Annotated in this window: 22 protein-coding genes; 6 read left to right on the top strand and 16 right to left on the bottom strand. The window is 65.6% G+C overall.

Annotated elements, in window-relative coordinates:
* Nucleotides 1–47: 47 nt before the first annotated feature.
* Nucleotides 48–998: a transcriptional regulator FeaR gene (gene feaR / locus EC839_RS05080; protein ID WP_132832359.1), complete on the top strand. Its 951-nt coding sequence runs from the start codon at nt 48–50 to the stop codon at nt 996–998.
* Here feaR (EC839_RS05080) and EC839_RS05075 read toward each other — a convergent pair.
* The 7 genes from EC839_RS05075 to EC839_RS05045 all read right to left on the bottom strand — a co-directional run bounded on the left by EC839_RS05075 (nt 995) and on the right by EC839_RS05045 (nt 7,425).
* Nucleotides 995–2,491 carry an aldehyde dehydrogenase family protein gene (locus EC839_RS05075; RefSeq protein WP_132832358.1) on the bottom strand — a complete coding sequence of 499 codons (1,497 nt, stop codon included), beginning with the start codon at nt 2,489–2,491 and terminating at the stop codon, nt 995–997. The two genes, feaR (EC839_RS05080) and EC839_RS05075, sit on opposite strands and share 4 nt — an antisense overlap.
* A gap of 130 nt (nt 2,492–2,621) precedes the next feature.
* A complete protein-coding gene (locus EC839_RS05070) occupies nt 2,622–3,389 on the bottom strand; it encodes an SDR family oxidoreductase (RefSeq protein ID WP_132832357.1) in 768 nt (255 codons plus the stop codon).
* A 1-nt stretch (nt 3,390) separates the two neighbouring features.
* Entirely contained in the window at nt 3,391–4,182 is a 792-nt protein-coding gene (locus EC839_RS05065) for an SDR family NAD(P)-dependent oxidoreductase (protein ID WP_132832356.1), read from the bottom strand.
* Nucleotides 4,179–4,991 carry a molybdenum cofactor biosynthesis F family protein gene (locus tag EC839_RS05060; RefSeq protein ID WP_132832355.1) on the bottom strand — a complete coding sequence of 271 codons (813 nt, stop codon included), beginning with the start codon at nt 4,989–4,991 and terminating at the stop codon, nt 4,179–4,181. The genes EC839_RS05065 and EC839_RS05060 overlap by 4 nt, the downstream gene beginning before the upstream one ends.
* Nucleotides 4,992–5,079: 88 nt before the next feature.
* On the bottom strand, nt 5,080–5,733 hold the full coding sequence (locus EC839_RS05055; protein ID WP_132832354.1) for a helix-turn-helix transcriptional regulator: 654 nt from the start codon (nt 5,731–5,733) through the stop codon (nt 5,080–5,082).
* Between the two features lie 2 nt (nt 5,734–5,735).
* On the bottom strand, nt 5,736–6,101 hold the full coding sequence (locus tag EC839_RS05050) for a cupin domain-containing protein (protein WP_132832353.1): 366 nt from the start codon (nt 6,099–6,101) through the stop codon (nt 5,736–5,738).
* A gap of 25 nt (nt 6,102–6,126) precedes the next feature.
* Nucleotides 6,127–7,425, bottom strand: coding sequence for an FAD-binding oxidoreductase (locus EC839_RS05045; RefSeq protein ID WP_132832352.1), 1,299 nt, complete (start codon nt 7,423–7,425; stop codon nt 6,127–6,129).
* A gap of 361 nt (nt 7,426–7,786) precedes the next feature.
* On the opposite strand from EC839_RS05045, the gene EC839_RS05040 reads away from it, so the two are divergent.
* From EC839_RS05040 to feaR (EC839_RS05030), 3 genes are all read left to right on the top strand, one after another.
* Nucleotides 7,787–9,286, top strand: coding sequence for an APC family permease (locus EC839_RS05040; RefSeq protein ID WP_132832351.1), 1,500 nt, complete (start codon nt 7,787–7,789; stop codon nt 9,284–9,286).
* A 1-nt stretch (nt 9,287) separates the two neighbouring features.
* Nucleotides 9,288–9,863, top strand: coding sequence for a DUF3156 family protein (locus tag EC839_RS05035; protein ID WP_132832350.1), 576 nt, complete (start codon nt 9,288–9,290; stop codon nt 9,861–9,863).
* A 113-nt stretch (nt 9,864–9,976) separates the two neighbouring features.
* The gene (gene feaR / locus EC839_RS05030; RefSeq protein WP_132832349.1) at nt 9,977–10,918 is read left to right on the top strand and encodes a transcriptional regulator FeaR; all 942 of its coding nucleotides are present in this window, start codon (nt 9,977–9,979) and stop codon (nt 10,916–10,918) included.
* A gap of 24 nt (nt 10,919–10,942) precedes the next feature.
* Here feaR (EC839_RS05030) and EC839_RS05025 read toward each other — a convergent pair whose 3' ends face one another.
* Nucleotides 10,943–11,695, bottom strand: coding sequence for a DeoR/GlpR family DNA-binding transcription regulator (locus tag EC839_RS05025; protein ID WP_132832348.1), 753 nt, complete (start codon nt 11,693–11,695; stop codon nt 10,943–10,945).
* A gap of 104 nt (nt 11,696–11,799) precedes the next feature.
* On the opposite strand from EC839_RS05025, the gene EC839_RS05020 reads away from it, so the two are divergent.
* Entirely contained in the window at nt 11,800–12,396 is a 597-nt protein-coding gene (locus EC839_RS05020; protein ID WP_132832347.1) for an NUDIX domain-containing protein, read from the top strand.
* 80 nt (nt 12,397–12,476) lie between these two features.
* Here EC839_RS05020 and EC839_RS05015 read toward each other — a convergent pair whose 3' ends face one another.
* From EC839_RS05015 to EC839_RS04985, 7 genes are all read right to left on the bottom strand, one after another.
* Nucleotides 12,477–13,037: a DUF1993 family protein gene (locus EC839_RS05015; protein ID WP_132832346.1), complete on the bottom strand. Its 561-nt coding sequence runs from the start codon at nt 13,035–13,037 to the stop codon at nt 12,477–12,479.
* A 38-nt stretch (nt 13,038–13,075) separates the two neighbouring features.
* Entirely contained in the window at nt 13,076–13,708 is a 633-nt protein-coding gene (locus EC839_RS05010) for a pyridoxamine 5'-phosphate oxidase family protein (protein WP_132832345.1), read from the bottom strand.
* 368 nt (nt 13,709–14,076) lie between these two features.
* Nucleotides 14,077–14,547, bottom strand: coding sequence for an Lrp/AsnC family transcriptional regulator (locus EC839_RS05005; protein ID WP_132832344.1), 471 nt, complete (start codon nt 14,545–14,547; stop codon nt 14,077–14,079).
* A gap of 14 nt (nt 14,548–14,561) precedes the next feature.
* Nucleotides 14,562–15,857: an FAD-binding oxidoreductase gene (locus EC839_RS05000; protein ID WP_132832343.1), complete on the bottom strand. Its 1,296-nt coding sequence runs from the start codon at nt 15,855–15,857 to the stop codon at nt 14,562–14,564.
* 75 nt (nt 15,858–15,932) lie between these two features.
* Entirely contained in the window at nt 15,933–16,772 is an 840-nt protein-coding gene (locus tag EC839_RS04995; RefSeq protein WP_132832342.1) for a transporter substrate-binding domain-containing protein, read from the bottom strand.
* A 55-nt stretch (nt 16,773–16,827) separates the two neighbouring features.
* A complete protein-coding gene (locus EC839_RS04990) occupies nt 16,828–17,592 on the bottom strand; it encodes an amino acid ABC transporter ATP-binding protein (protein WP_132832341.1) in 765 nt (254 codons plus the stop codon).
* 14 nt (nt 17,593–17,606) lie between these two features.
* Nucleotides 17,607–18,572, bottom strand: a complete 966-nt coding sequence (locus EC839_RS04985; protein ID WP_132832340.1) for an amino acid ABC transporter permease — start codon at nt 18,570–18,572, stop codon at nt 17,607–17,609.
* Nucleotides 18,573–19,010: 438 nt separating this feature from the next.
* Between EC839_RS04985 and EC839_RS04980 the strand changes: the two genes are divergently transcribed.
* Nucleotides 19,011–19,757 (top strand): glutathione S-transferase N-terminal domain-containing protein, encoded by a 747-nt coding sequence (locus EC839_RS04980; protein ID WP_256680928.1) that lies wholly within the window; start codon nt 19,011–19,013, stop codon nt 19,755–19,757.
* A 51-nt stretch (nt 19,758–19,808) separates the two neighbouring features.
* Here EC839_RS04980 and EC839_RS04975 read toward each other — a convergent pair whose 3' ends face one another.
* Entirely contained in the window at nt 19,809–21,068 is a 1,260-nt protein-coding gene (locus EC839_RS04975) for a sodium:proton antiporter (RefSeq protein WP_132832339.1), read from the bottom strand.
* Between the last annotated feature and the right edge of the window lie 8 nt (nt 21,069–21,076).

Genomic DNA, 21,076 nt, shown 5'->3' with positions numbered 1-21,076 from the left:
TAATATGTTAACTATCTAGGCCGAATGACGCTCTTGGGAGACCCGGCATGGACACAGGCACGGTTTCTGGCGATACCTTCGATAGCTGGCTGCACAGCCTGCACGGCGCCTGTGGCGCGCGTTTCCACGCCGAGCGCGGTCTTGGCGGTTCGCTGTTCATCGGTCAGGCCAGGCCGCGCTGCCTGGCTGGGCTGGAGCAGGTGCAGATTCGCACCAACGCCGCCCGCATCGCGCGACGCCTCCCCGCGGGGGCCCAGGATGGCGACCGTCATTGCTTCCTGGTGCTGCAAGGGAGCGGTCGCTCCCTCATCCATCAGTTCGACCGTACCCTGGCGCTGGAGCCGGGCGATCTGGCGCTGGTCGACTCGGCGGCTGACTTCGAGATCGAGCCCCAGGGGCTGATGGAGCATCTGTCGCTGCACCTGCCCCGCCGCGAGGTCCTGGCCCATCTGACCGGTGAGCAGCGGGCCTTCGGCAAGGTGGCGCGACATACGCTCAGTGGCCGAACGCTGTTGTCCTTCTATCGCGAACTGCTGGCCGCCGAAGGCGCCGTGCCGGTGCGCGCGGACGAGCAGGGGGCGCTGCAGGAGGTGATCCTGGCGCTGCTCGGACCGGCGCTGACCGCCGAGCCGGCTGGCGCGGCTCTGGCCCAGCAGCCGTCTGCCTTGCAGCGCCGTGGCGCGGAAGCGTTCATCCTGGAACGGCTGCACGAGGCCAGCCTGTCACCGGCTCAGGTCGCCGACGGTATAGGCGTGTCCCTGCGGCAGCTGTACCGGCTGTTCGCGGAAGATGCCATGGGCATCAGCGAGTGGATTCGCCACCGCCGCCTGGCGCGCTGTGCTGCCGATTTGCGCGACGGCAGCCAGGATCATCTGCCCATCACCGAGATCGCCTTTCGCTGGGGCTTCAGCGATGCGGCGCACTTCAGTCGTGCCTTCAAGCAGCAATTCGGTGTGGCGCCACGGGACTACCGCGGCGCGCGCGTGCTGGTCGCCTAGTAGGCGATGCAGACCGACTTGAGTTCGGTGAAGGCTTCCACCGCGCCCCGGCCGAACTCCCGACCGATGCCGGATTGCTTGTAGCCGCCGAAGGGCAGGTTGGGATCCACCGGCACATGGCTGTTGACCCACACCGTGCCGGCCTCGATGCGCGGGATCAGGTCCAGGGTGCGGGTGAGGTCGTTAGTCCAGATGCTCGCGGTCAGGCCGTAGTGGCTGGCGTTGATCTGGCGCAGGGCCTCTTCCAGGTCATCGTAGGCCAGCACCGACAGCACCGGTCCGAACACCTCTTCCTGGGCCACGCTCATCTCGGCGCTCACGTCCAGCACCGTCGGTTGCACGAAGAAGCCCGGCAGATCGGGCGCGGCGCCACCCGCCACCACCTTCGCGCCTTGCTGGCGTGCCTGCTGCAGGTGGTCCAACACAGAACGCTGCTGCTTGCGCGAGACCAGCGGATTGATCTGCGCGCTCGGATCCAGGCCCGCGCCCAGGGTCATGGCGCCCACGGCTGCGCTCAGGGCTTCGAGGAAGGGCTTGTGCAGTCGCCGTGGCACGAAGAAGCGCGAGGCCGCGGCGCAGACCTGGCCCTGGTTGAGCAAGCCGCCCATGAGGGCGCCGCCAACGGCCTTCTCCAGGTCTGCGTCGTTCAGCAGCAGCATGGGATTCTTGCCGCCCAGCTCCAGCGAGAAGCGGGTCATGTTCTGCAGGGCGGCGACGCCGACCTGCTTGCCCACGGCGGTGGAACCGGTGAAGGACACCTTGTTGACCCCGGGATGGGCGACCAGCGCGGCCCCGACCTTGGAACCGCGACCGATCAGCACGTTGAACACTCCCGCCGGTACGCCGGCCTCGATGGCCAGGGCGGCTATCCGCAGCGCGGTCAGCGGGGTCTCGTCGGCGGGCTTGATGATGATGGAGTTGCCCGCGGCCAGGGCCGGCATGATCTTCCACAGGGCGATCATCAGCGGGAAATTCCACGGCACGATGCCGGCCACCACCCCTACGGCTTCGCGGCGGGTGTAGGCGTTGTAGCGGGCGCCGGCCGGCACCGGGATGGAGACGTCCAGGGTCTGGCCTTCCAGCTTGGTCGCCCAGCCCGCCATGTACCTCATGTATTCGACGCTGCCGCCGACCTCGATGGCGCGGGCGATATGGATGGACTTGCCCTGTTCCAGGGTTTCCAGTTGGGCCAGTTCCTCGCCGTGCTGCTCCACCAGGTCGGCGAATCTGAGCAGGGTGCGTTCGCGATCGGCTGGGCGCAGGCGGCTCCAGCTACCGGCCTCGAAGGCCGTCCGGGCTGAAGTCACGCAACGCTCCACGGTGGCGTCATCGGCCTGGTGGGTCCGGGCGATCGGCTGGCCGGTGGCCGGGTCGAACACCTCGGTGGTGTCCGTCGAGCCAGTGACGGTCTGGCCGTCGATGAAGCTGCCATGGGCCTGATCGAGAAAGGCCGTGACGCGGTCGAGCGGGGCGAGGAGGGCAGGGGTAGGCATGGCAATGTCCTTGTAATTGTCATCGAGCCGGTCGAGCGGCGATGGGGCAGCTTAGGCAGGCCGGATCGCCGCGGGCTTGCCTCTGGCTGCCGTGCGGCTTGACCCGGCCTGCCAGCGATGGATAGCTGGGTCAGGGGCCGGGTCGCACCTCCGCCAGGCCGGCGCCCCCGTCCACCACCAGGGTCTGGCCGGTGACGTAGCGCGCTGCGTCTGAGGCCAGGAAGAGCATGGCGGCGGCGATATCCTGAGGTTCGCCCAGCCGACCGAGCGGGACGCCACTGGCGATATGGGTGGCGTTGGCGTCGTCCCCTAGGTTGTCCATCGCCGGCGTCCGGAACATCCCCGGCTCCACCCCGTTGACTCGAATGTTGTCCGCGGCCAGCTCCAGCGCCGCCGCGCGGATGAAGCCGTTAACCCCGGCTTTGGAGGCGGCGTAGTGGGCCAGGCCCGGATAGGCGAAGCGCGGGCCGGTTACCGAGGAAGTGATCAGCAGGCTGCCACCGCCCTGGGCCCGCATGAGCGGTATGGCCGCCTGGGCCAGCCAGAAGCAGGCGGCGAGATTGACCGCCAGGGTGCGCTCCAGCAACACGGGGGTGATGGCGGCGAAATCGGTGAGCGGAAAGTAGGCGGCGTTGTGCACCACCACGTCCAGCCGCTCGAGATCGGCCAGCAGTGCCCCGGCACTTTCCGGTACGGCGAGATCGGTGGCGCCGGACGCCTCCACGTCCAGGCCCTCCGCGGTCAATTCGGCAGCCAGCGCGGCCGCCGCCTGGGCCTGCAGATCGGCGATCCGTACTCGCGCGCCGGCCCGGGCGAAGCCCTCGACCAGGGCGCGGCCAATCCCCTGGGCACCGCCGGTAACCAGCACCTGGCGCCCGCGAAAATCGAAGGTGGTCATGTCAGGCGTCTCCCAGGCGAGCGAAGGCGAGGGTGGGCAGGTCGACGCAGGAGGCGCCGCCATCGGCCACCAGCAGGGTGCCGGTAACGATGGCCGCCTCCGCAGAGGCGAGAAAGGCGCAGACACTGGCGATTTCTTCCGCCAGCGCAGGGCGGCGCAAGGGCACATCGGCGCACACCCGGGCATAGGCTGCATCCAGGTCCTCGCCATGGGCCTGCATCAGCGGTTGCATCTCGGCATCGGCCATCGGCGTGCGCACCCAGCCTGGGCAGACGGCGTTGGCGCGCACGCCCAGGGGGCCATAATCCCGCGCCAGGGAGCGGGTCAGGCCGAGCAGGGCGTGCTTGGCCGTGGTGTAGCCGCACACCTCCGGGCCGGCGACCAGGGCGGCGATGGACGCCACCAGCACCAGATTGCCGCGCCGCTCGATCAGCGCCGGCAGGCAGGCGCGGGCACTGAAGAAGGCGCTGTCGAGATTGCTGCGCAGGGCGGCTGTCCAGTTTTCCGGAGAGGTGTCGGTCGCGCTACCCAGACCATGACCGCCGGCGTTGGCGATCAATACGTCGATCCCGCCAAGCTGCCGCTGGATTTCAGCGGTCAGCCGCAGCCAGGCGTCGGGATCGGCGGCATCGCCACTCAAGGCGAGTCCGCCAATCTCGCCTGCCAGGCGCTCCAGGGGTTCGCGGCGCCGACCGATCAGCACCACCCTATCGCCCTGGGCGGCGAAGCGCCGGGCGCAGGCCGCGCCGATGCCCGTACCGGCCCCGGTGATGACCACCACCCGGCCGCTCACGCCGGGTACTCGGTGTGGTTGAGCACCTGGCAATGGGAGGCGACCGGAAAATTGCTCCAGGCCTGGCAGTCGGCATCGCTATAGCCCCAGATCTTGCCATCGCTGCGGTGCTGGTCGAGGTCGATCAGCAGCACGCCGAGGGTGGGTACGATCTTTTCCCGCCAGACGAAGAGATAGAGGTGCTCGGCGATACGGTAGTAGTGGCAGCGATCGGTGTCGGTCAGGCCGCCTTCCACGCCCTGCAGGCATTGCCAGGTATAGAAGTTCTCGTTGAGGTAGATGTGCTCGTAGACCTCGGTCGGGCTGTAGCGATAGAGGTTGCGTAGTCCGACCAGCTCCCGGGTTGGCGCATGCGGACAGGCGCCGTCCTGCCAGGGACGCTCCAGGCTGCCGTGGAGAACTTCCACCTCGACGCCGGTCAGCGGCTGTCCGGCCAGGGCGCGGGCATAGAGGCCTTCACGGGTGGCGGCGAGGCTGGGCAACCGGCCGATCACGGCGGTGAACGCCTGGTTGGGCAGGTCCAGCACCAGGGTCACCGACCAGTCCTGGTCGTTCTCGCGTTTGATGAAGTCCACCAGAAAGACCTCTGGCCTAAGGGTGGTGGCGCGATAGCTGGCCTCGCCGCTGCCGTTCTCCAGGTGCCATTCCAGGCGCTCCGCGGTGAAACGGTGTTCGATGCACCAACCGTTGGCGAAATGCAGGGTGAGGTGGCGGCCTTGCAGCGCGGCGTTGGCCGGCAACACGAAGCCTTCGGGGGCGAAGCCATCGGCCAGGGCGCCTACGGTGATCCAGTCTGAGGTTGAACTCATGATGCGACTCCGGTGCAGGAAGGGAGTCGTCATGTTCAGCGGTACCTGGCGGCTTGCCCATCAACCGGATGGTTGAGGTGGGTGCCATTCAGAGAAAGAGGGCGGTGACCAGTTCGGTGCGATTGCCCACGCCCACCTTGCGGTAGAGATTGATGAGATGGGTCTTTACCGTGGGCAGGCCGATACCCAGCAGTTGCGCCAGGCGCTTGTTGCCGTGTCCGGCACGCAACAACTCGGCGAGTTCGCGCTCGCGGTGGGTGAGGGCGGTCAGCGCCATCGGTTGGGAGCCCGTCGCCAGGCGGGGCAGCGCCAGCTCGAGCATCGCCTGCAGGCCCTGCAGTCGTTCGAGCTCCCCGGCACTGAAGCTGCCTTCGGCCTCCCGGCGCAGCAGGGACAGCCCCAGCACCGGCTGCCCGGCCTGGCGGGCGAAGATCTCCACCACATCGCAGATGCCGTGGCGGGCGAGAAAGCCGGCATAGTGTTCGCGGCTGCCCGCCGCCTGGGCCGCTTGGCCGAGCCGCAAGGGCACGAGGTCCATGGCGAGGTTCTGGCAACGACGGGGATGCAGCGGATCGCTGCCCTGATAGCGCTCCAGATAGCTCTGGTGCATCGGCGTGGCGAGGCCCAGCAGATGGAAATCCGCTGGGCGTGCCTGGTCGTCGATGCGATAGAGCGCCGCCAGGGAGGCGCCACCGGCCCTGGCACAGGCCTGCAGGCATTGCCGGGCCAGGGCGTCACCCATGGTCAGGCCACGGCGTGGTAGTGCTTGACGAAGCTGTCGCTGAGGATCTCCCAGCGCACCGGAGTGCCTTTTGCCACATACCAGCTGTCGCCGACGCCGAAGCGGTTGGTCTCGCCGGTGGATTCGTCCGTCAGCAGCACCTCGCCGGTGACGACCGTGGCCTGTTCGTTGAAGGGATAGGTCATGCGTAAGGTGCTCTTGCTGACGCCGAAGTAGGCGGCGCTGACCGGGTCGGTCGGCGCGCCAGCGGTCATCTTGCCGTAGGCCTTGCCGTCGCCGGCAAGAATCTCCGAACCGAGGTCGGCCACGGTGCCCCAGGGGTCGAGCTGGTCGAGGGTGATGTGGCGGGTGATGGGATGCAGCGACATGGTGGACTCCTGTTGGGAAAAAGAATTAGCGGCGACCGTTCCAGTAGCCGGATACCTGGTGCCAGGTCTTGCCACCGGTGAGCAGCAGCGGCCCGAAGACATCCTTGCCGGCGACCTCGATGCGCCGGATGGAGCTGATCAGGTCATAGCGCGCCGAGCCTTCGCTCATGCCCTCGGCCAGCACCTTGCAGATGATGTGGCTGGGGGTGACGCCGAAGCCCGAATAGCCCTGGACGAAAAAGGCATTGGGCCGACCGGGCAGGGTGCCGATCTGCGGAAACAGATTGGGACTCACCGCCATGGGCCCACCCCAGGCCAGGTCGATCTTCACCTCGGCGAGGTAGGGGAAAATCTTCAGCATCAGCTTGCGATTCCAGGCCTTGAGGTCCTTGGGAATGTGCTCTACCAGGGACGTGGCCGAGCCGAACAGCAGGCGGTTCTCGTTGGTTACCCGGTAGTAGTCGATCACCGGGCGGATATCGCTGTAGGCCCCGCGAATCGGGCTGATGCGCTGGATGAGTTCATCCGACAGCGGTTCGGTGACGATCTGGAAGGCGTAGGTGTTGATGGTGGTGCGATGCAGCTCGGGTTCCAGCTTGTTGAGAAAGCTGTCGCAGGCCCAGAGCAGCTTGCTGGCGGTCACCGTGCCGCGTCCGGTACGCACCTTGATGCGCTCGCCATAGCTGACGTCCAGCACCGGGCTGAATTCGAAGATGCGCACTCCAAGACTGGCGGCCGCCTTGGCTTCGCCCAGCAGCAGGTTCAGCGAGTGCACATGACCACCGCCGCGATGCAGCAGGGCGCAGCTGTAGGCGTCCGAGCCGATGATCTCGCGGACCTCGCGGCCGGCCAGGAAGCGGATCTCGTGAGGGGTGCCGGTGGACCTGAACTCCTTTTCCCAGGTGCGCAGGGTCTTCTCCTGCCTGGCGTTGAAGCCCATGTAGCCGTAGCCATGGCAGAAGTCGGCGTCGATGTCGTAGCGGGCGATGCGCGCCTTGATGATGTCGGCGCCGAGGTCGCTGATCTCGAAGATCTGCCGCAGGCCGTCTTCGCCCACGTCCTTCTTGATCTTCTCCAGATCGTGACCGATGCCGGCCATGATCTGGCCGCCGTTGCGACCGGTACCGCCGAAGCCGAGATGCCGAGCTTCCAGCACCACGATGTTGGTGATGCCCTTTTCGGCCAGCTCCAGCGCGGTGTTGATCCCGGAAAAGCCACCACCGATGACGACGACGTCGGCTTCGATATCGTCCGCCAGGGAGGGAAAGCTCAAGTCATATTTCTTGGTGGCCGTGTAGTAGGTCGGGGTTTCGAGAGTGATCATCTGCGCGTGCCGTACTGCCAGACTGGAAGGGGGATGCCCGGGGGCATCAGCTCATGGAGCTATTAAGGCAACAACTCCGACCGAAGCTATTGTCTTTGCCTGCCAGGACTTTTGATCCTGGCTGCCGGCGTCGCTCTCGCGCGAATCCCGGCACGGTCGTCCACGGCGCCCGCCCGGTCCGCCGCCCTTGGCAGCGAGAGGCAATTGCGCTGGCACGCCGGGGCAAGGTCGCCGGCCGAGGCCTTCTTTAAGCTGGGATTCGCGGCGTCCCCCACGAAGACGCCCCCGACAATCCATAGCACCCGTCCGGCTTTCCGGATTTCGCCCTGCCTAGAGCAATAACAACCAGAGGGCTTCTGACATGACCTTGCACCAACGTTTGTCCCAGCATCTGCAGCAGGGGGTGGTCGGCTTTCCGACCGCTCTCGCCAGCGCCGTCGGCCTGATCATGGCCAGCCCGGTGATCCTCACGGCCACCACCGGCTTCGGCCTGGGCGGCGGATTGTTCGCCCTGGCCATGGGTATCGCCCTGGTCATGATGCTGGCGCAATCCACCACCTTCGCCGAGGCCGCCTGCCTGTTGCCCACCAACGGCTCGGTCTACGACTACCTGGCCTGCGGCCTGGGTCGCTTCTTCGCCATCACCGGCACGCTGTCCGCCTACCTGATCGTGCATGTCTTCGCCGGCACGGCGGAAACCATCCTCAGTGGCACCATGGCCCTGGTCAATTTCGAATCCCTGAATGTCCTGACCGAACCGGGTGGCCAGGCCTGGCTGGTCGGCATTGGCCTGGTGCTGGGCTTCGCCGTGCTCAACGTGCTGGGCGTGACGGTGTTCGGCAAGGCCGAGGTCATCCTGACCTTCGGCATGTGGACCACCCTGATGATCTTCGGCATCGCCGGCCTGCTCAAGGCGCCCGCGGTGGCCCTGGACGGTCCCTTCGGCGCGTCCCTGGTAGGCGATGACCTGACCACGCTGCTGTCCTTGATCGGCATGGCGATGTTCATGTTCGTCGGCTGCGAATTCGTCACGCCCCTGGCGCCCGAGGTGCGCAATGCCTCGCGGACCCTGCCGCGCGCCATGGTGCTCGGGTTGCTGGGCGTGGCGGGCTGCATGTTCATCTATGGCGCCGCGATGCGCCGGCAGGTGGAAAACGTCCTGATCGATGCCGCGGCCAATGTCCACCTGCTGGATACGCCCATGGCCATTCCGCAATTCGCCGAACAGGTGATGGGCCCCTTCGGCCGGGTCTGGCTGGGCGTCGGCCTGCTGTTCGCCGGGGCGGCCACCATCAACACCCTGATGGCGGGGGTGCCGCGCATCCTCTACGGCATGGCGGTGGATGGCGCCTTGCCGCGTGTCTTCAGCTACCTGCATCCACGCTTCAAGACCCCGGTGGTGTGCATCGCCGTGGTCGCCGCCATCCCCTGCCTGCACGCCTGGTGGCTGGGCGGCAATGCCGACCGGATCGTGCCGCTGATCCTCGCCGCGGTCTGTGCCTGGAGTACCGCCTACCTGCTGGTCAATCTCTCGGTGGTGCTGCTGCGCCTGCGCCGGCCCGACCTGCCGCGCGCCTATCGCTCACCGCTGTTCCCGCTGCCGCAGATCATCGCCAGTGCCGGCCTGCTGCTGGGCATGTGGTTCATCACTCCGCCAGGCATGAACGCCGCGGATATCTATCGCCCTTTCGGTGCCATGCTCGCCCTGACGGCGGCCTTCGCGCTGTTCTGGACGCTGGCGGTCCAGCGCGTCCACCCGTTCCGCCCGGTGCCGGTGGAGGACGCGCTGGAAAAGGAGTTCAACCGCGAGGTCGGCCTGCAGTTGCCCGCCATCGAGCCCGTGCTGCGTGGCGCGGTCTGAGATGTGGCAGCTCTGGAAGCAGCCGGCGGGCTATCGCCCCGGTGCGACGCTGACTCGCCTGGTGCGGGATCTGCCCGGTCTACAGGTAACGGAACTGGCCGTCGACCACCTGCAGGTGGGCCAGGAGGGCCAAGACTGGACCTTCGAGATCAGGGAGCGACCCCAGGCGCTGTTTCTCATGCACCTGGTGACCTGTCGCTTCCAGTGGCAGCGGCCAACCCGCATCGTCGCGCCAGTGCGTATCCGTTTGCGGCATAGCGGCTGGTGGCGGCGGACGGGGCTGGCCTTCCGCATCCTCGAAGGGCGAGACCCTGCACTGGAGCAATGGTGCGCCGATCTGGTGCGGGATCCGGCGCTGATCGAGGCGCTGCAGGTACTGGATTTCCGGCATCTGGAGCTTGAACGCCGGGGTGGGCGGTGGTGCCTGGTGCTGGAGCCCTTCGCGGCCAGCGAGGTGGTCAGCCGCTTTCCTGCCTATCGCCGCTATCTGCGACTGCTGCCGGATCAGGCCCAGGCAGCGCTGCAGGTTCTTGCGCGCCTGCAGGCCTGGATCGCCCCGGAAGTGGCCCCGCGTTAATGCCGAAAACGGCTAGTGCGCCGGTGTGCTTATTGCGTGCTGAACAGCCAGGTTACCGGGAGTAACGCCCAATCTCAGGCAACCCGAGCGTACGTTGAACGGAGGAGAGCGAGATGACCCAGCAGGCCCTGATGCAGGATTTCGCCAACTGGACCCAGGCCCTGCAGTCGGTATGCGGTCGCTTCCAGTCCTGGCTGGCGCCCGAGCATTCATTGTTCATCGGCGAGATCCTGCACCACGACATCGGCGGCTTCGAATACACCACCATCAGCACCAATGCCGGGCGCATCGCCTGCGAGCGGCCGGCGGCGGATCAGGTGGATGACCGCACCTGCTTTCTCATCGTCCAGGAGGCCGGGCACTCGGTGCTGCGCCACCAGGGCGAGGCGATGGAATTGCGTCCCGGCGACATGGCGCTGATGTGCCCGGAATTCGATTGCGACATCCTGCCCTGCGGACTGATTCGCCACACCTCCTTCCACCTGGATCGTCAGGCGCTCGGACGGCGGCTGGCCGGCGGTGATCCGCGCTTCGGCAAGCTGCCGACCGCGGGTCTGACCACCCTGCTGCTGCGCTCCCTGGTCAGCCAGGTCACCCACCTCGACGCGCAAGCCGCTACCCCGGAAGAGGGCGCTGCCCTGAGCGAAGCCCTGCACGCACTGCTGATTCCAGCGCTCGATCAACGGCGTGATCTGCCGCTGGAGAGTGGCGACCAGCAGGTCCTGAGCGGCCTCAAGCGCAACGCCCTGGCCCTGATCGACGCCTCGCTGGGGCAGCCGCTGCTGTCACCCAACTGGTTGGCCCAGGAGTTGGGTGTCTCGGTGCGCAATCTCTACCGGGCCTTCGAGGAGGGCGACAGCATCTGCCAGTCCATCATGCGCGCCCGGCTGGAGCGCAGCGCCGCCGATCTCAGCAGCCCCGTCCTCCAAGGCGCCTCCATTACCGAAATCGCCTATCGCTGGGGCTTCACCGATTCGGCCCATTTCAGCCGCGCCTTTCGCAAGAGATTCTCCTGCACGCCCAAGGATTATCGGCGACAGGCCGTGGCGGGATGACAGCGCGCGACCGGAAGGCGGCAGCTAGGCATGGATCACGGACACCATCGCGCTGAGCTCCCCGAGCACCTCATCGCCAGGCGCCGCATCCGTTACCAGGGTGCTGACATCGGCCAGCGGGATGATGCCGTAGGGCGAGGCCGTGCCGAGCTTTTCCCGCGTCGCCAGGACGAAGGTCTCCGCCGCCTGGCGGCTGATGATGCGCTTGAGCGCGGCTTCCTCGGCATTGCCGGTGGTGGCGCCCGTCTCGGGATGCAGCCCGGTCACGCCCATGAAGTAGCTGTCGACCCGCACCCGGGCGATAGCCTCCGCACAGGCCGCGCCCAGCGTCACGATGGAATGCTTGAACAGGCGGCCACCAATGAGCTCGACCTCGATCAGCGGATGCTCGACCAGCTCCACCGCGATGTTCGGGCTATGGGTCACCACGGTGATCTCAAGCTCCCTGGGCAGGTGGCGGACGAGTTGGACGTTGGTCGTACCGCCATCGATAAAGACGATCTGTCCCGGCTGGATCAGTCGGGTGCCCGCCTGGCCGAGCGCTACCTTGCTGGCCGTGGACGCCTCTTCGCGCCTGGCGTAGTCCGCGACGGCAGCCGAAGCCGGCAAGGCGCCGCCATGCACGCGTTGCAGCACACCTTCAGCCGCCAACTCACGTAGATCGCGGCGAATGGTGTCTTCCGAGACGCCCAGTTGCTGGCTGAAGGTCTTGGCGACCAGCCGTCCTTCCTCACGCAGTACCTGCTGGATAAGCGCCTTGCGTTCACGGGTCAGCATCAGCGACTCCTGCACGAAAATTCTTGACGTTGCACGAAACTGCACGAATTCTAGCGCGAAGCCCCGGGGCGGTAAACACCGCCCGCCTACCCAGAGGATCGCCCATGAGCATCGCCCCGCGTATTCGTGTCGAAGAGGTCGAGGTATTGTCTGACGACTGGTTCGTCCTGAAGAAAACCACCTTCGCCTTCCTGCGCAGTGACGGCACCTGGCAGCGGCAATCACGGGAGACCTACGACCGCGGCAATGGCGCAACCATCCTGCTCTACGATCCCCGGCGGCGCACCGTGGTGCTGACCCGCCAGCTGCGCTATCCGGCCTTCGTGAACGGGCACGACGACCTGCTGATCGAGGCGCCCGCCGGCCTGCTGGACGCGGCCGAGCCCGAGGTGCGCATCCGTGCCGAGGTCGAGGAGGAGACGGGCTTTCAGGTGCGGGAGGTGCGGCAGGTGTTCGATGCCTTCATGAGTCCCGGCTCGGTGACCGAGCGGCTGCACTTCTTCGTCGGCGAATACGCCCCGGGCGATCGCAAGTCGGCCGGGGGCGGCAATGTCGCGGAAGGCGAGGACATCGCCGTGCTCGAGGTCGACCTGGAAGAAGCGCTGGCGATGATCGATGCCGGGACCATTCGCGACGGCAAGACCATCATGCTGCTGCAGTACGCGGCCCTGAAGCTCATGCCACACCTGGCGGTCAGCTGATCTCCAAGGCTGACGACCAGGGCTCCAGCGGCCTGTCTCGGATCCCGGAGACGCGGCTTCCGGCGCTGGCCGCCTGGCGGCTAGGACGACACGCCGGGTCTCAGGAGGGGCAGTAGATGGGCGACATAGTCGGCCTTGCCCAGGTCCACGCCCTGCGCGCGGAGGATGGCGTAGGCGGTCATCACGTGGAAGTAGAACTGCGGCAGCGCCCAGTCGCGGACGTACTGCTCGGCCGTGAAGTCGAATACCAGACCTTGAGGCAGTTCGTGGGCGACAGGCGCACCCTCCTTGAGCGGAGAGCCTTCGCCCGCGATCGCCTGCACCCGATCCAGGGTTTCGCGGATGCGGGTCTGTGCCTGGGCCAGCGTACCCGGCTGTTCGGCGGCGTCGCGGCCTTCGTTGAGCAGGTCCGTCAGTTCGGGCGGAAAGGCCTGCTCGTGCAGCCGCAACAGGCCTTCCTGGGCCTGGACGCAGGCGAAGCGGATCTGGGTGGCGAGCGGGAACATGTCGGGCGCCAGGCGGGCGACCAGCAGCGTCTCGGCCGCGCCGTCCGGCCGCTGGGCCTCGGCCTTGCCAAGCCAGGCCGACAGGGCGCCGAGCAGATTCGTGTAGGTGGGAACGAGGATATCCGTGAAGGTCATGGCAGGTCCTTGCTGGTCTGGAAGCAGGGTGAGTCAGCCTAGTAGAGCGTATTGGCGATCCGCTGGGGCAGGGCCTGGTCGTAGGCCTCGCCGTCCACCTGCGTCGGGCAGAGCTGCTTGAAGATCGTGCCGGGAGAAGGCAGGGCACTGCGCGGCAGGTGCTTGGCGGCATCCCACAGGCCGGCCCGGACAACCGCGCGGCTGCACTGAAAGTAGACGCTGGTGACGTTGATCTCCAGGACCGTCCGCGGGCGCTGACCCTTGACCTCGAAGCGCGCCAGCAGCGCCGGATCTATGGCTATCCGGGCGGTGCCATTGATCCGCAGCGTCTCGCCGATGCCGGGAATCAGGAACAGCAGCGCTACCCGGGGATCCTGGAGGACGTTGCGCAGCGTATCCAGGCGGTTGTTGCCCCGGCGGTCCGGCAGGTAGAGCGTCCTGGCGTCCTCGACCTGGACGAAACCCGCCGCATCGCCACGCGGCGAGGCATCCAGTCCCTGGGGCCCCGCGGAAGCCAGGACCACGAAGGACGCCGCCTCGATGAAGGGCTGGTAGACGGGGTGGATGTGATCGACCTCCTTGAGGATCGAGGGTGCCGCGACCTCGCCGTAGAGCCCTTCCAGCATCTCCAGCGAGGTGAGGTAGTTCTGCTCTTGGTCGTTCTGCTCCATGCGTGACTCCTGGTTCGTTGTGCGCTGCGCGCGGTTGGTCACGCGCGGATCTTTCGGCGCAAAGCGTTAACGATAGGCGAGAAGCTGACCGAACTGTAGCCGATACAGGGGACGGGAGCCCGATCCGTGGACAGACTGCGGCGATAGTCGCCTGGCTAGCGACCCTCGCCAGCCAAGTGAAGAGTCCGTCCGGCGAGCACAACCTTCATCCGGCCAAGAGGTGGGAGGTCGCCGAGAGCATGGGTGGACGGCTGTCGGGGAGCCGAGCCGAGGACTGCCGTCGGTTGCCACACTGCAGCCAAGCAATACAGGAGCTACTGGCAAGCTAGTGGCTATCGAGACGACGTCTGGGCGCGATAACGCCCCACTCAGATCGTCAGTTTCCGGCTGAACTTCGTTTCCATCACGATGTGCGAGGCCGTGTGGGCGACACCCTTGATCATGTTGATGCGGGTGAGCTCCGCATTCAGCTCGCCAAGCGTGTGAGTGGCGAGGTGGATGATGAAATCGGATTCACCCGACACGGCGTACACCGCCTGTACCGCGTCCATGTTGCGCAGGTGCGTCATGACATCGGTGTAGCTCTTGTTGGTACAGGAGGTCATGGTGAAGCAGTTGATCACCTGCTGCAGTCGGTCCTGATCGATGCGGACGCTGTAGCCGGTGATCACGCCGGCTCGTTCCAGGCGGGTGATCCGCTCCTGTACGGCGGAGCGCGAGACGCCAAGCTTGCGTGCCAGGGCAGCCGTGGGTTCGCGGGCGTTGGCCTGCAGCAGAGCCAGCAGCTGCCGATCCTTTTCCGTCAGTTGAAACAGCGTCCCGCTGTTATGTGCATCCATGACCTTTCCTCGGCTCAGCGGTGTCCGTGCGCGCGGGCTTCCTGGAATCTGTCCATCAGCTTGAGATAGGCATAGACGGTTTGTGCGGCTGCCGGTCCGACGGGACCGCCATTCCATTCGAGGCCGTAGGCGGCGAACAGCCGATAACGATCCGTCTCGCCACAGATGGCTTCCGCTATCACGCGGCCCCCGATCGGTGCGGTGTTCATACCATGGCCTCCAAATGAAGTACAGGTCCACAGTCCTTCCGCCAGGCGACCGATATGCGGCATCTTGTGCCGCGCATAACCCATCAGTCCGGACCAGGCTTTGGCGATCTTCAGGCCCTGCAGTTGGGGATAGACAGCGAGAATGTCGCGGGTGAGCAATTGCCCCAGCCGCTGCTCGTCCTGCAGGTTGCGGGTGGTGATATGGCCGCCCCAGAGCAGACGATCGCCTTCGACGATGCGGTAGTAGTCCGAGGCGCGTCGGTTGTCGCCGACCGCATCCGTGGTGGTCACGGCGCTCGCGAGCCGCTCGCCCAGTGGCTCGGTCAGCACCACGTAGGTGGCAATCGGCAGGAAGGCGCGGCGGAGTTGTCCGAACTCGGCGCCGCCGTAGCCTCCGCAGCAGTAGACCACGTCGCGGCAGGTCACCGAACCCTGGTCGGTCGTGACCCTGTGGCGATCCGCCTGGCTCATCACCTCGCGCATTGCCGTGTGCTCGTGGATCACGCCGCCGCCGGCCTCGAACAGTTCCGCCAGGCCCAGGCAATAGTTCAAGGGGTGGAAGTGAAAGCCATGGGTGTCGCGCAGCGCCTGAAAATAGCGATCGGTCTTCAGACGCTCACGGATCTGCTGGGTGTCCAGATACTCCAGTTCAAAACCGAAGTCTCGCGCCATGCGATCGCGGGTCCGTTGCAGATTGACCCCATCCTCGTAGCGCACCACGCTGAGCTTGCCAGGTGTAGGCGCACACCCGGGCAGCTGGTGGCGGGCGATGGTGTCTCGGACGATGTCGACGCCTTCCAGCGAGAGCCTGAACAAGGCGGCCGCCGTCTGACGGCCGCAGCGCCGCTCGATCGCGGCCAGGCCTTCCGACCAGCCCTGTAGCACGAATCCGCCATTGCGACCGGACGCTCCCCAGGCCACCCGATTCGCTTCCAGCAAGACGACCGAACGGCCGCGAGCCTGCAGCTCCTGGGCCGTGCTCAGGCCGGCCAGACCGCCGCCGATGACGCAGACGTCCGCGGCTACATCGCCTCGCAGTGGAGCCCGCTGCGTGGTCGCACGCATCGTTCCGGTGTAGTAGTTGTTGCTGTAAACAGCCATCGGTGGATGTCCTTTTTCAGGCAGCAGCGGGCCTCGTGCCCGCCGCATGACAGGCACGGGTTTCCGCAACGGTGGTTACTGGATCAGGGTGAGGTCAGTGCCGTACCACTTCTGCGAGAGTTGCTTGAGCGTACCGTCGGCTTTCATGTCGGTGACGGCCTTGGCCAGCTCGGCGTTGAAGGCCTCGTCACCCTTGTCGACCGCGATGGCGAGGGGTTCGTAGTAGGCCGGCTTGCCCGCTACGGCGGCGATCGGGTAGCCCGCCTTGATAGCGCCCAGAACGGTCGGCAGTGCCGATAGGGTGGCGTCCAGCCGGGTACCATTGCCCATGCGCAGATCATCGAGCGGACCCATGCTGTCGCCATAGGTCAGGACTTCGCCAGGCTCTACCTCATAAGTGAACGCGGGCACATCGACGGCATCGATCTTCAGGCGCCTGTTGATGTAATCCTCTGAAGTGGTACCGGCTTCGACGCCGATCTTCTTGCCATTCAGCGCGTAGAGCGTCGTCGTGGCCGCGTCCTTGTGCACCGCGAACACATAGGGCGTGTAGTAGTAGACGGCAGGGAAGTCGAGCACCCGCGCCCGGGCGGTCGTCGGTGTCATGGAGCCGACCGAGAGATCCCAGCGATTGGCCCAGCGCCCGGCGGTGATGATGCCGTACTCGGGGGTCACGAAGGTCACCTTGGTCCCGAGTCTTCGTCCAATCTCGGTCGCCACGTCGATGTCGAAGCCACGCAGTTGATTGTCCTCGCCGAGAAAGGACTGCGGCGGCCAATTGGCTGCGGTGGCCACCTTCATGACCTTGGTCTGGTGAATGCGATCCAGGGTCGCGCCGGCCCAGGCGGAGGGCAGGGCGGCGCCCAGGGCTGCAACAGTGGCGATGGCGGTGAGAAGGCGAGCGGCTGGGATCATGGTGATGTCTCCGGATACACGTTTGTTGTTGTCGTGAGAGGTGTAACGGCTGCGGTCAGTGACTGAGTATCTGCGAGAGAAACTCGCGCGCCCTCGGCTGGCGTGGGTTATCGAAGAATTCGTCCGGACGGGCCTCTTCGATGATCTGGCCCTGGTCCATGAAGATGATCCGGTCGGCCACCTTGCGAGCGAAACCCATCTCGTGGGTCACGCAGAGCATGGTGATCCCGTCCTGAGCCAGTTCGCCCATCACATCCAGGACCTCCTTGACCATCTCCGGGTCGAGCGCCGAGGTCGGCTCGTCGAAGAGCATGATGCGGGGCTTCATGCACAGCGCCCGAGCGATGGCGACCCGCTGCTGCTGGCCGCCGGAGAGCTGGCCGGGATACTTGTCCGCCTGGTTGGCGATCCGCACCCGCGCCAGGTACTGCAGGGCAAGTCTTCTTGCCTCGGCCTGGTCGAGCTTGCCGACCAGCCGTGGGCCCAGCATCAGGTTCTCCAGCACCGTCAGGTGCGGGAAGAGGTTGAACTGCTGGAACACCATGCCGACCTGCCGGCGGATACTGGCCACGCTGGCCGCGTCGCGGCTCAGTACCTGGCCGGCGATCCGCACCTCGCCCTGCTGGAAGTCTTCCAGCAGGTTCAGGCAGCGGATCAGCGTCGACTTGCCCGAGCCCGAGGGGCCGCAGATCACGACGATCTCGCCGCTGGCGATGTGCAGGTCGATCCCCTTGAGTACCTGGAAGTCGCCGTACCATTTCTGCAGATCGCGTACCGAGACGGCTGCGTTGAGGCTGGATGAATCAGAGGTCTGATGCATGGGATGCTCCCGGGTTAGCGGTGGGCGCGGTCGAAGCGCTTTTCCAGGCGGGCCTGCACGGTTTCGAGCAGGATCGACAGCACCCAATAGAGCACCGCGGCCGTGATCAGCATCTCCAGATGGCGGAACTCCGCTCGTCCCTGGGTACGCGCCAGGAACATCAGCTCCCAGACCCCGATCACCGACACCAGAGAGCTGTCCTTGAGCATCGAGATGAACTGGTTGCCGGTCGGCGGAATGATGAGTCGCATCGACTGCGGCAGGATCACGCGGGTCATGGCCTGGAAGGGGGTAAGGCCGATTGCCCGGCAAGCCTCCCATTGCCCACGCGGGATGCTGCTGATCCCGGCACGAAAGATCTCGGTCATGTAGGCGCCGTAGCACAGCGACAGCGCCAGCACTCCCGCCGGCACCGCGCCCACGACATAGCCCAGTTGAGGAATGCCCAGGTAGATCAGGTAGATCTGGATCAGCAGCGGTACGCCGCGAAAGAATGAGGTGTAGAAACTCGCGATGGCGACGGCAAAGCCATTGGCCGAAAGACGGGCGGTGGCGCCGAGCAAGGCCAGCACGAAGGCGATGGCGATGGAAAGCGCCGAGACGTAGACGGTGGTGAACACCCCCTGGGTGATCATGAAGCCGACTTTGCTGAGAATGAAGCTGTAGGACAGATCGAAGGTGTCGAAGAACAGCAGGAAGAGCAGCAGAAGTTCGCACCATACGGTGATGACCTGAGCCCGCAGCGGAAACCGGCCGAGGATGAAGAGATTCAGCATGAGGGTGAGTGTCAGGGTGCCGGCTACCGCAACGTTGCGCAGCATCGGCGCTTCGAGGTCGAGTACGATCGGCCCCATGAGGCGGGCCAGACCGCCCTCTCCAACGCCATAGAGGCAGGCCAGGAGAAAGACCGCGATGGCCATCGTCGCCATGAAGGGAAGACTGTCTGTCGCGCGGGGTTTGACGATGTGGTCTCGATACATGGTTCGGTCCTCACGCGCTGGGCGCCTTTTATTGTTCTGAGGCCATTGTATGGAGGCGTTGTGCGGGGCAATACCCGGCGGAAATACCCGATTCGTCACTAAAATCGTACGAATGGATGGACATGACCTGTCGATTTGATAGCCAGGACTTGCGAATGAACAGCGTGGCGACGGCGGGTGAAGGCGCTGTGCAGTCGTCGTGCAGGCTATAGTCCTAACCTGGTGAGCATCGTAGAGCGCTTGGGTCTTGGCGTTCACGCCCGGGCGCGCTTCCGCCTGGGACGTATCCGGTGACTATCCGAGACGAGATGACCGCTTGCGGCTTGGCGATCTTGGATAAGCGGGCACTTGCGGTCGAGGCGTGGTCTTAGCAAGGCGTGGTCAGCCGCCACTGTAGCCGACCTTGAGCCATGCCGGCGGCAGACCAGGAGCATGAGCATGATCCCGCCATCCGTGACAGCTGCTGTTTTGGATGGCCAGATGAACAACGAGAAGGAACCCCCGATGATCCATCCTCTACGCCTGTACGAATTGACCGGTGCCGACGACAACTGCCGCTTCAGCCCCTATTGCTGGCGCATACGGCTGGCCCTGGCGCACAAGGGTCTGCCAGTCGAGACCGTTGCCTGGCGCTTTCACGAGAAGGAGGCCATCGCCGCTTCCGGGCAAGGCAAGGTGCCGGTGCTGGTGGATGGCGACCAGTGGGTGAGCGACAGCTGGGCCATCGCCGAGTATCTGGATCGGCAATACCCCGAGCGGCCGTCGCTGTTGGGTGATGCCTCGCTCACCGCGGTGACCCGCTTCGTCAATCAGTGGGTGGCCGAAAGTGTGCATCCGGCGCTGGCGCGGGTGATCCTCCCCGACGTCCATGCGGTGCTGGATGAAGCCGACAAGGACTATTTCAAGAGGACCCGCGAGGCGGCGTTCGGTGTGTCCCTGGACGAGCTCGCGGTTCAACGGGACGCGTCGCTGCAGGCTTTTCTCCAGGTGGTGAAGCCCCTGCGCAGTACCTTGACCCAGCAGTCTTATCTGGCCGGTGACGCTCCAGCCTACGTCGACCATATCGTGTTCGGTGCCTTTCAATGGGCCCATGTCGTCAGCGCCCAGCCGCTCCTGGCGCCGGACGATCCCATCACTCTCTGGTGCGAACGGGTACGCCAGGCCTACGACGACCAGGCTACCTAAGGGCCGCCAATCGCCAGCGGATGTTGCGCTGGCTCAGGCGTAGACCCTCGATCAATGCCGATCCTGCGGGGGGTGGCTCGCGGGATTGCACACCGTGCGGGCAACCTTGCCAATGGTCAGGCCCTGGCCCAGGATCGAGCAGATCACCACCACGTAGGTCAGCGTCAGGATGACATCCCGTTCCGCACCGATCGGCAGGGACAATGCCAGTGCGACCGAGATGCCACCGCGCAGGCCGCCCCAGGTCAGGATCCGCCAGGAGCCGGGCACCAGGCGGAATTTCCTGCCTAGCAGTCTCACCGGAAGACCTACCGTGACCAGGCGTGCAAGCAGGGTCAGGACCGCTACCAGGATGCCACCCAGCAGCAAGGGGGGAGCGAGATCGATGAGGATGATTTCCAGGCCGATTAGTACGAACAGCACGGCGTTGAGAATTTCGTCCAGGGCCTCCCAGAAGGCGTCGATCCGTTTGCGTGTGGTATCCGACATCGCCAGCGCCCGGCCATGGTTGCCGATGATCAAGCCGGCGACCACCATCGCCAGCGGACCGGATACGCCCAGGTGATTGGCCAGGGTATAGCCGCCCAGTACGGTGGCCAGGGTGATGAGGATCTCTTCCGGATAGCTGTCGATGCTGCGCAGCATGACGAAGGCTAGGTAACCCGCGATCAGCCCCAGCAGAATGCCACCGCCCGCTTCATGAGCGAAGATTTCCAGGGTACTGGTCAGGGTGATGGGCTCATCGTTGACCAGCGTCGCCAGCAGCACAGAGAACAGCACCACACCCACGCCGTCGTTGAACAGGGACTCCCCGGCGATGACCAGCTCGGTGTTCTTGGGTGCGCCAGCGGTCTTGAGGATGCCCATGACGGCGATGGGATCCGTGGGGGAGATCAGAGCGCCGAAGATCAGACAGTGGATCAGGGACAGCGAGACGTGGGTGAAGGACAGCAGATAGAACAGCGCAAAGCCCACTACCAGCGTTGAAATCGTCGTACCCACCACCGCCAGCAGGGACACCTGCCAGCGAAAGGCTCTGAGCTCGCTCAGATCGATATGCAGGGCGCCCGCAAACAGCAGCACCGACAGCATCCCCTGCATCAGCAGCTCGGAGAAGTCGATGGAGCTCAGCAGGTTCTGCTCGTAGTCGCGTACCAGCGGATAGCCCAGCCAGTCCAGCCCGATGCAGGCGAGGGAGAGGGCCAGGGCGATGGCCATCACCCCGATGGCCGATGGGAGCCCGACATAGCGGCGGTTCAGGAATGCCAGCCCCGCGGTGATGAAGAGAATGATCGCTGCCAATTCCAGCATTAGCCTGC

The organism is Pseudomonas sp. JUb52 (assembly GCF_004341115.1).
Lineage (GTDB): Bacteria > Pseudomonadota > Gammaproteobacteria > Pseudomonadales > Pseudomonadaceae > Chryseomonas > Chryseomonas oryzihabitans.
This window is presented reverse-complemented; position numbering and strand designations above follow the sequence as displayed.

Excerpts from the sequence above, each read along its gene's own strand:
- feaR (WP_132832359.1), top strand. The coding sequence starts at position 48 with ATGGACACAGGCACGGTTTCTGGCGATACCTTCGATAGCTGGCTGCAC.
- EC839_RS05075 (WP_132832358.1), bottom strand. The coding sequence starts at position 2,491 with ATGCCTACCCCTGCCCTCCTCGCCCCGCTCGACCGCGTCACGGCCTTT.
- EC839_RS05070 (WP_132832357.1), bottom strand. The coding sequence starts at position 3,389 with ATGACCACCTTCGATTTTCGCGGGCGCCAGGTGCTGGTTACCGGCGGT.
- EC839_RS05060 (WP_132832355.1), bottom strand. The coding sequence starts at position 4,991 with ATGAGTTCAACCTCAGACTGGATCACCGTAGGCGCCCTGGCCGATGGC.
- EC839_RS05055 (WP_132832354.1), bottom strand. The coding sequence starts at position 5,733 with ATGGGTGACGCCCTGGCCCGGCAATGCCTGCAGGCCTGTGCCAGGGCC.
- EC839_RS05050 (WP_132832353.1), bottom strand. The coding sequence starts at position 6,101 with ATGTCGCTGCATCCCATCACCCGCCACATCACCCTCGACCAGCTCGAC.
- EC839_RS05045 (WP_132832352.1), bottom strand. The coding sequence starts at position 7,425 with ATGATCACTCTCGAAACCCCGACCTACTACACGGCCACCAAGAAATAT.
- EC839_RS05040 (WP_132832351.1), top strand. The coding sequence starts at position 7,787 with ATGACCTTGCACCAACGTTTGTCCCAGCATCTGCAGCAGGGGGTGGTC.
- EC839_RS05035 (WP_132832350.1), top strand. The coding sequence starts at position 9,288 with ATGTGGCAGCTCTGGAAGCAGCCGGCGGGCTATCGCCCCGGTGCGACG.
- feaR (WP_132832349.1), top strand. The coding sequence starts at position 9,977 with ATGACCCAGCAGGCCCTGATGCAGGATTTCGCCAACTGGACCCAGGCC.
- EC839_RS05025 (WP_132832348.1), bottom strand. The coding sequence starts at position 11,695 with ATGCTGACCCGTGAACGCAAGGCGCTTATCCAGCAGGTACTGCGTGAG.
- EC839_RS05020 (WP_132832347.1), top strand. The coding sequence starts at position 11,800 with ATGAGCATCGCCCCGCGTATTCGTGTCGAAGAGGTCGAGGTATTGTCT.
- EC839_RS05015 (WP_132832346.1), bottom strand. The coding sequence starts at position 13,037 with ATGACCTTCACGGATATCCTCGTTCCCACCTACACGAATCTGCTCGGC.
- EC839_RS05010 (WP_132832345.1), bottom strand. The coding sequence starts at position 13,708 with ATGGAGCAGAACGACCAAGAGCAGAACTACCTCACCTCGCTGGAGATG.
- EC839_RS05005 (WP_132832344.1), bottom strand. The coding sequence starts at position 14,547 with ATGGATGCACATAACAGCGGGACGCTGTTTCAACTGACGGAAAAGGAT.
- EC839_RS05000 (WP_132832343.1), bottom strand. The coding sequence starts at position 15,857 with ATGGCTGTTTACAGCAACAACTACTACACCGGAACGATGCGTGCGACC.
- EC839_RS04995 (WP_132832342.1), bottom strand. The coding sequence starts at position 16,772 with ATGATCCCAGCCGCTCGCCTTCTCACCGCCATCGCCACTGTTGCAGCC.
- EC839_RS04990 (WP_132832341.1), bottom strand. The coding sequence starts at position 17,592 with ATGCATCAGACCTCTGATTCATCCAGCCTCAACGCAGCCGTCTCGGTA.
- EC839_RS04985 (WP_132832340.1), bottom strand. The coding sequence starts at position 18,572 with ATGTATCGAGACCACATCGTCAAACCCCGCGCGACAGACAGTCTTCCC.
- EC839_RS04980 (WP_256680928.1), top strand. The coding sequence starts at position 19,011 with ATGATCCCGCCATCCGTGACAGCTGCTGTTTTGGATGGCCAGATGAAC.
- EC839_RS04975 (WP_132832339.1), bottom strand. The coding sequence starts at position 21,068 with ATGCTGGAATTGGCAGCGATCATTCTCTTCATCACCGCGGGGCTGGCA.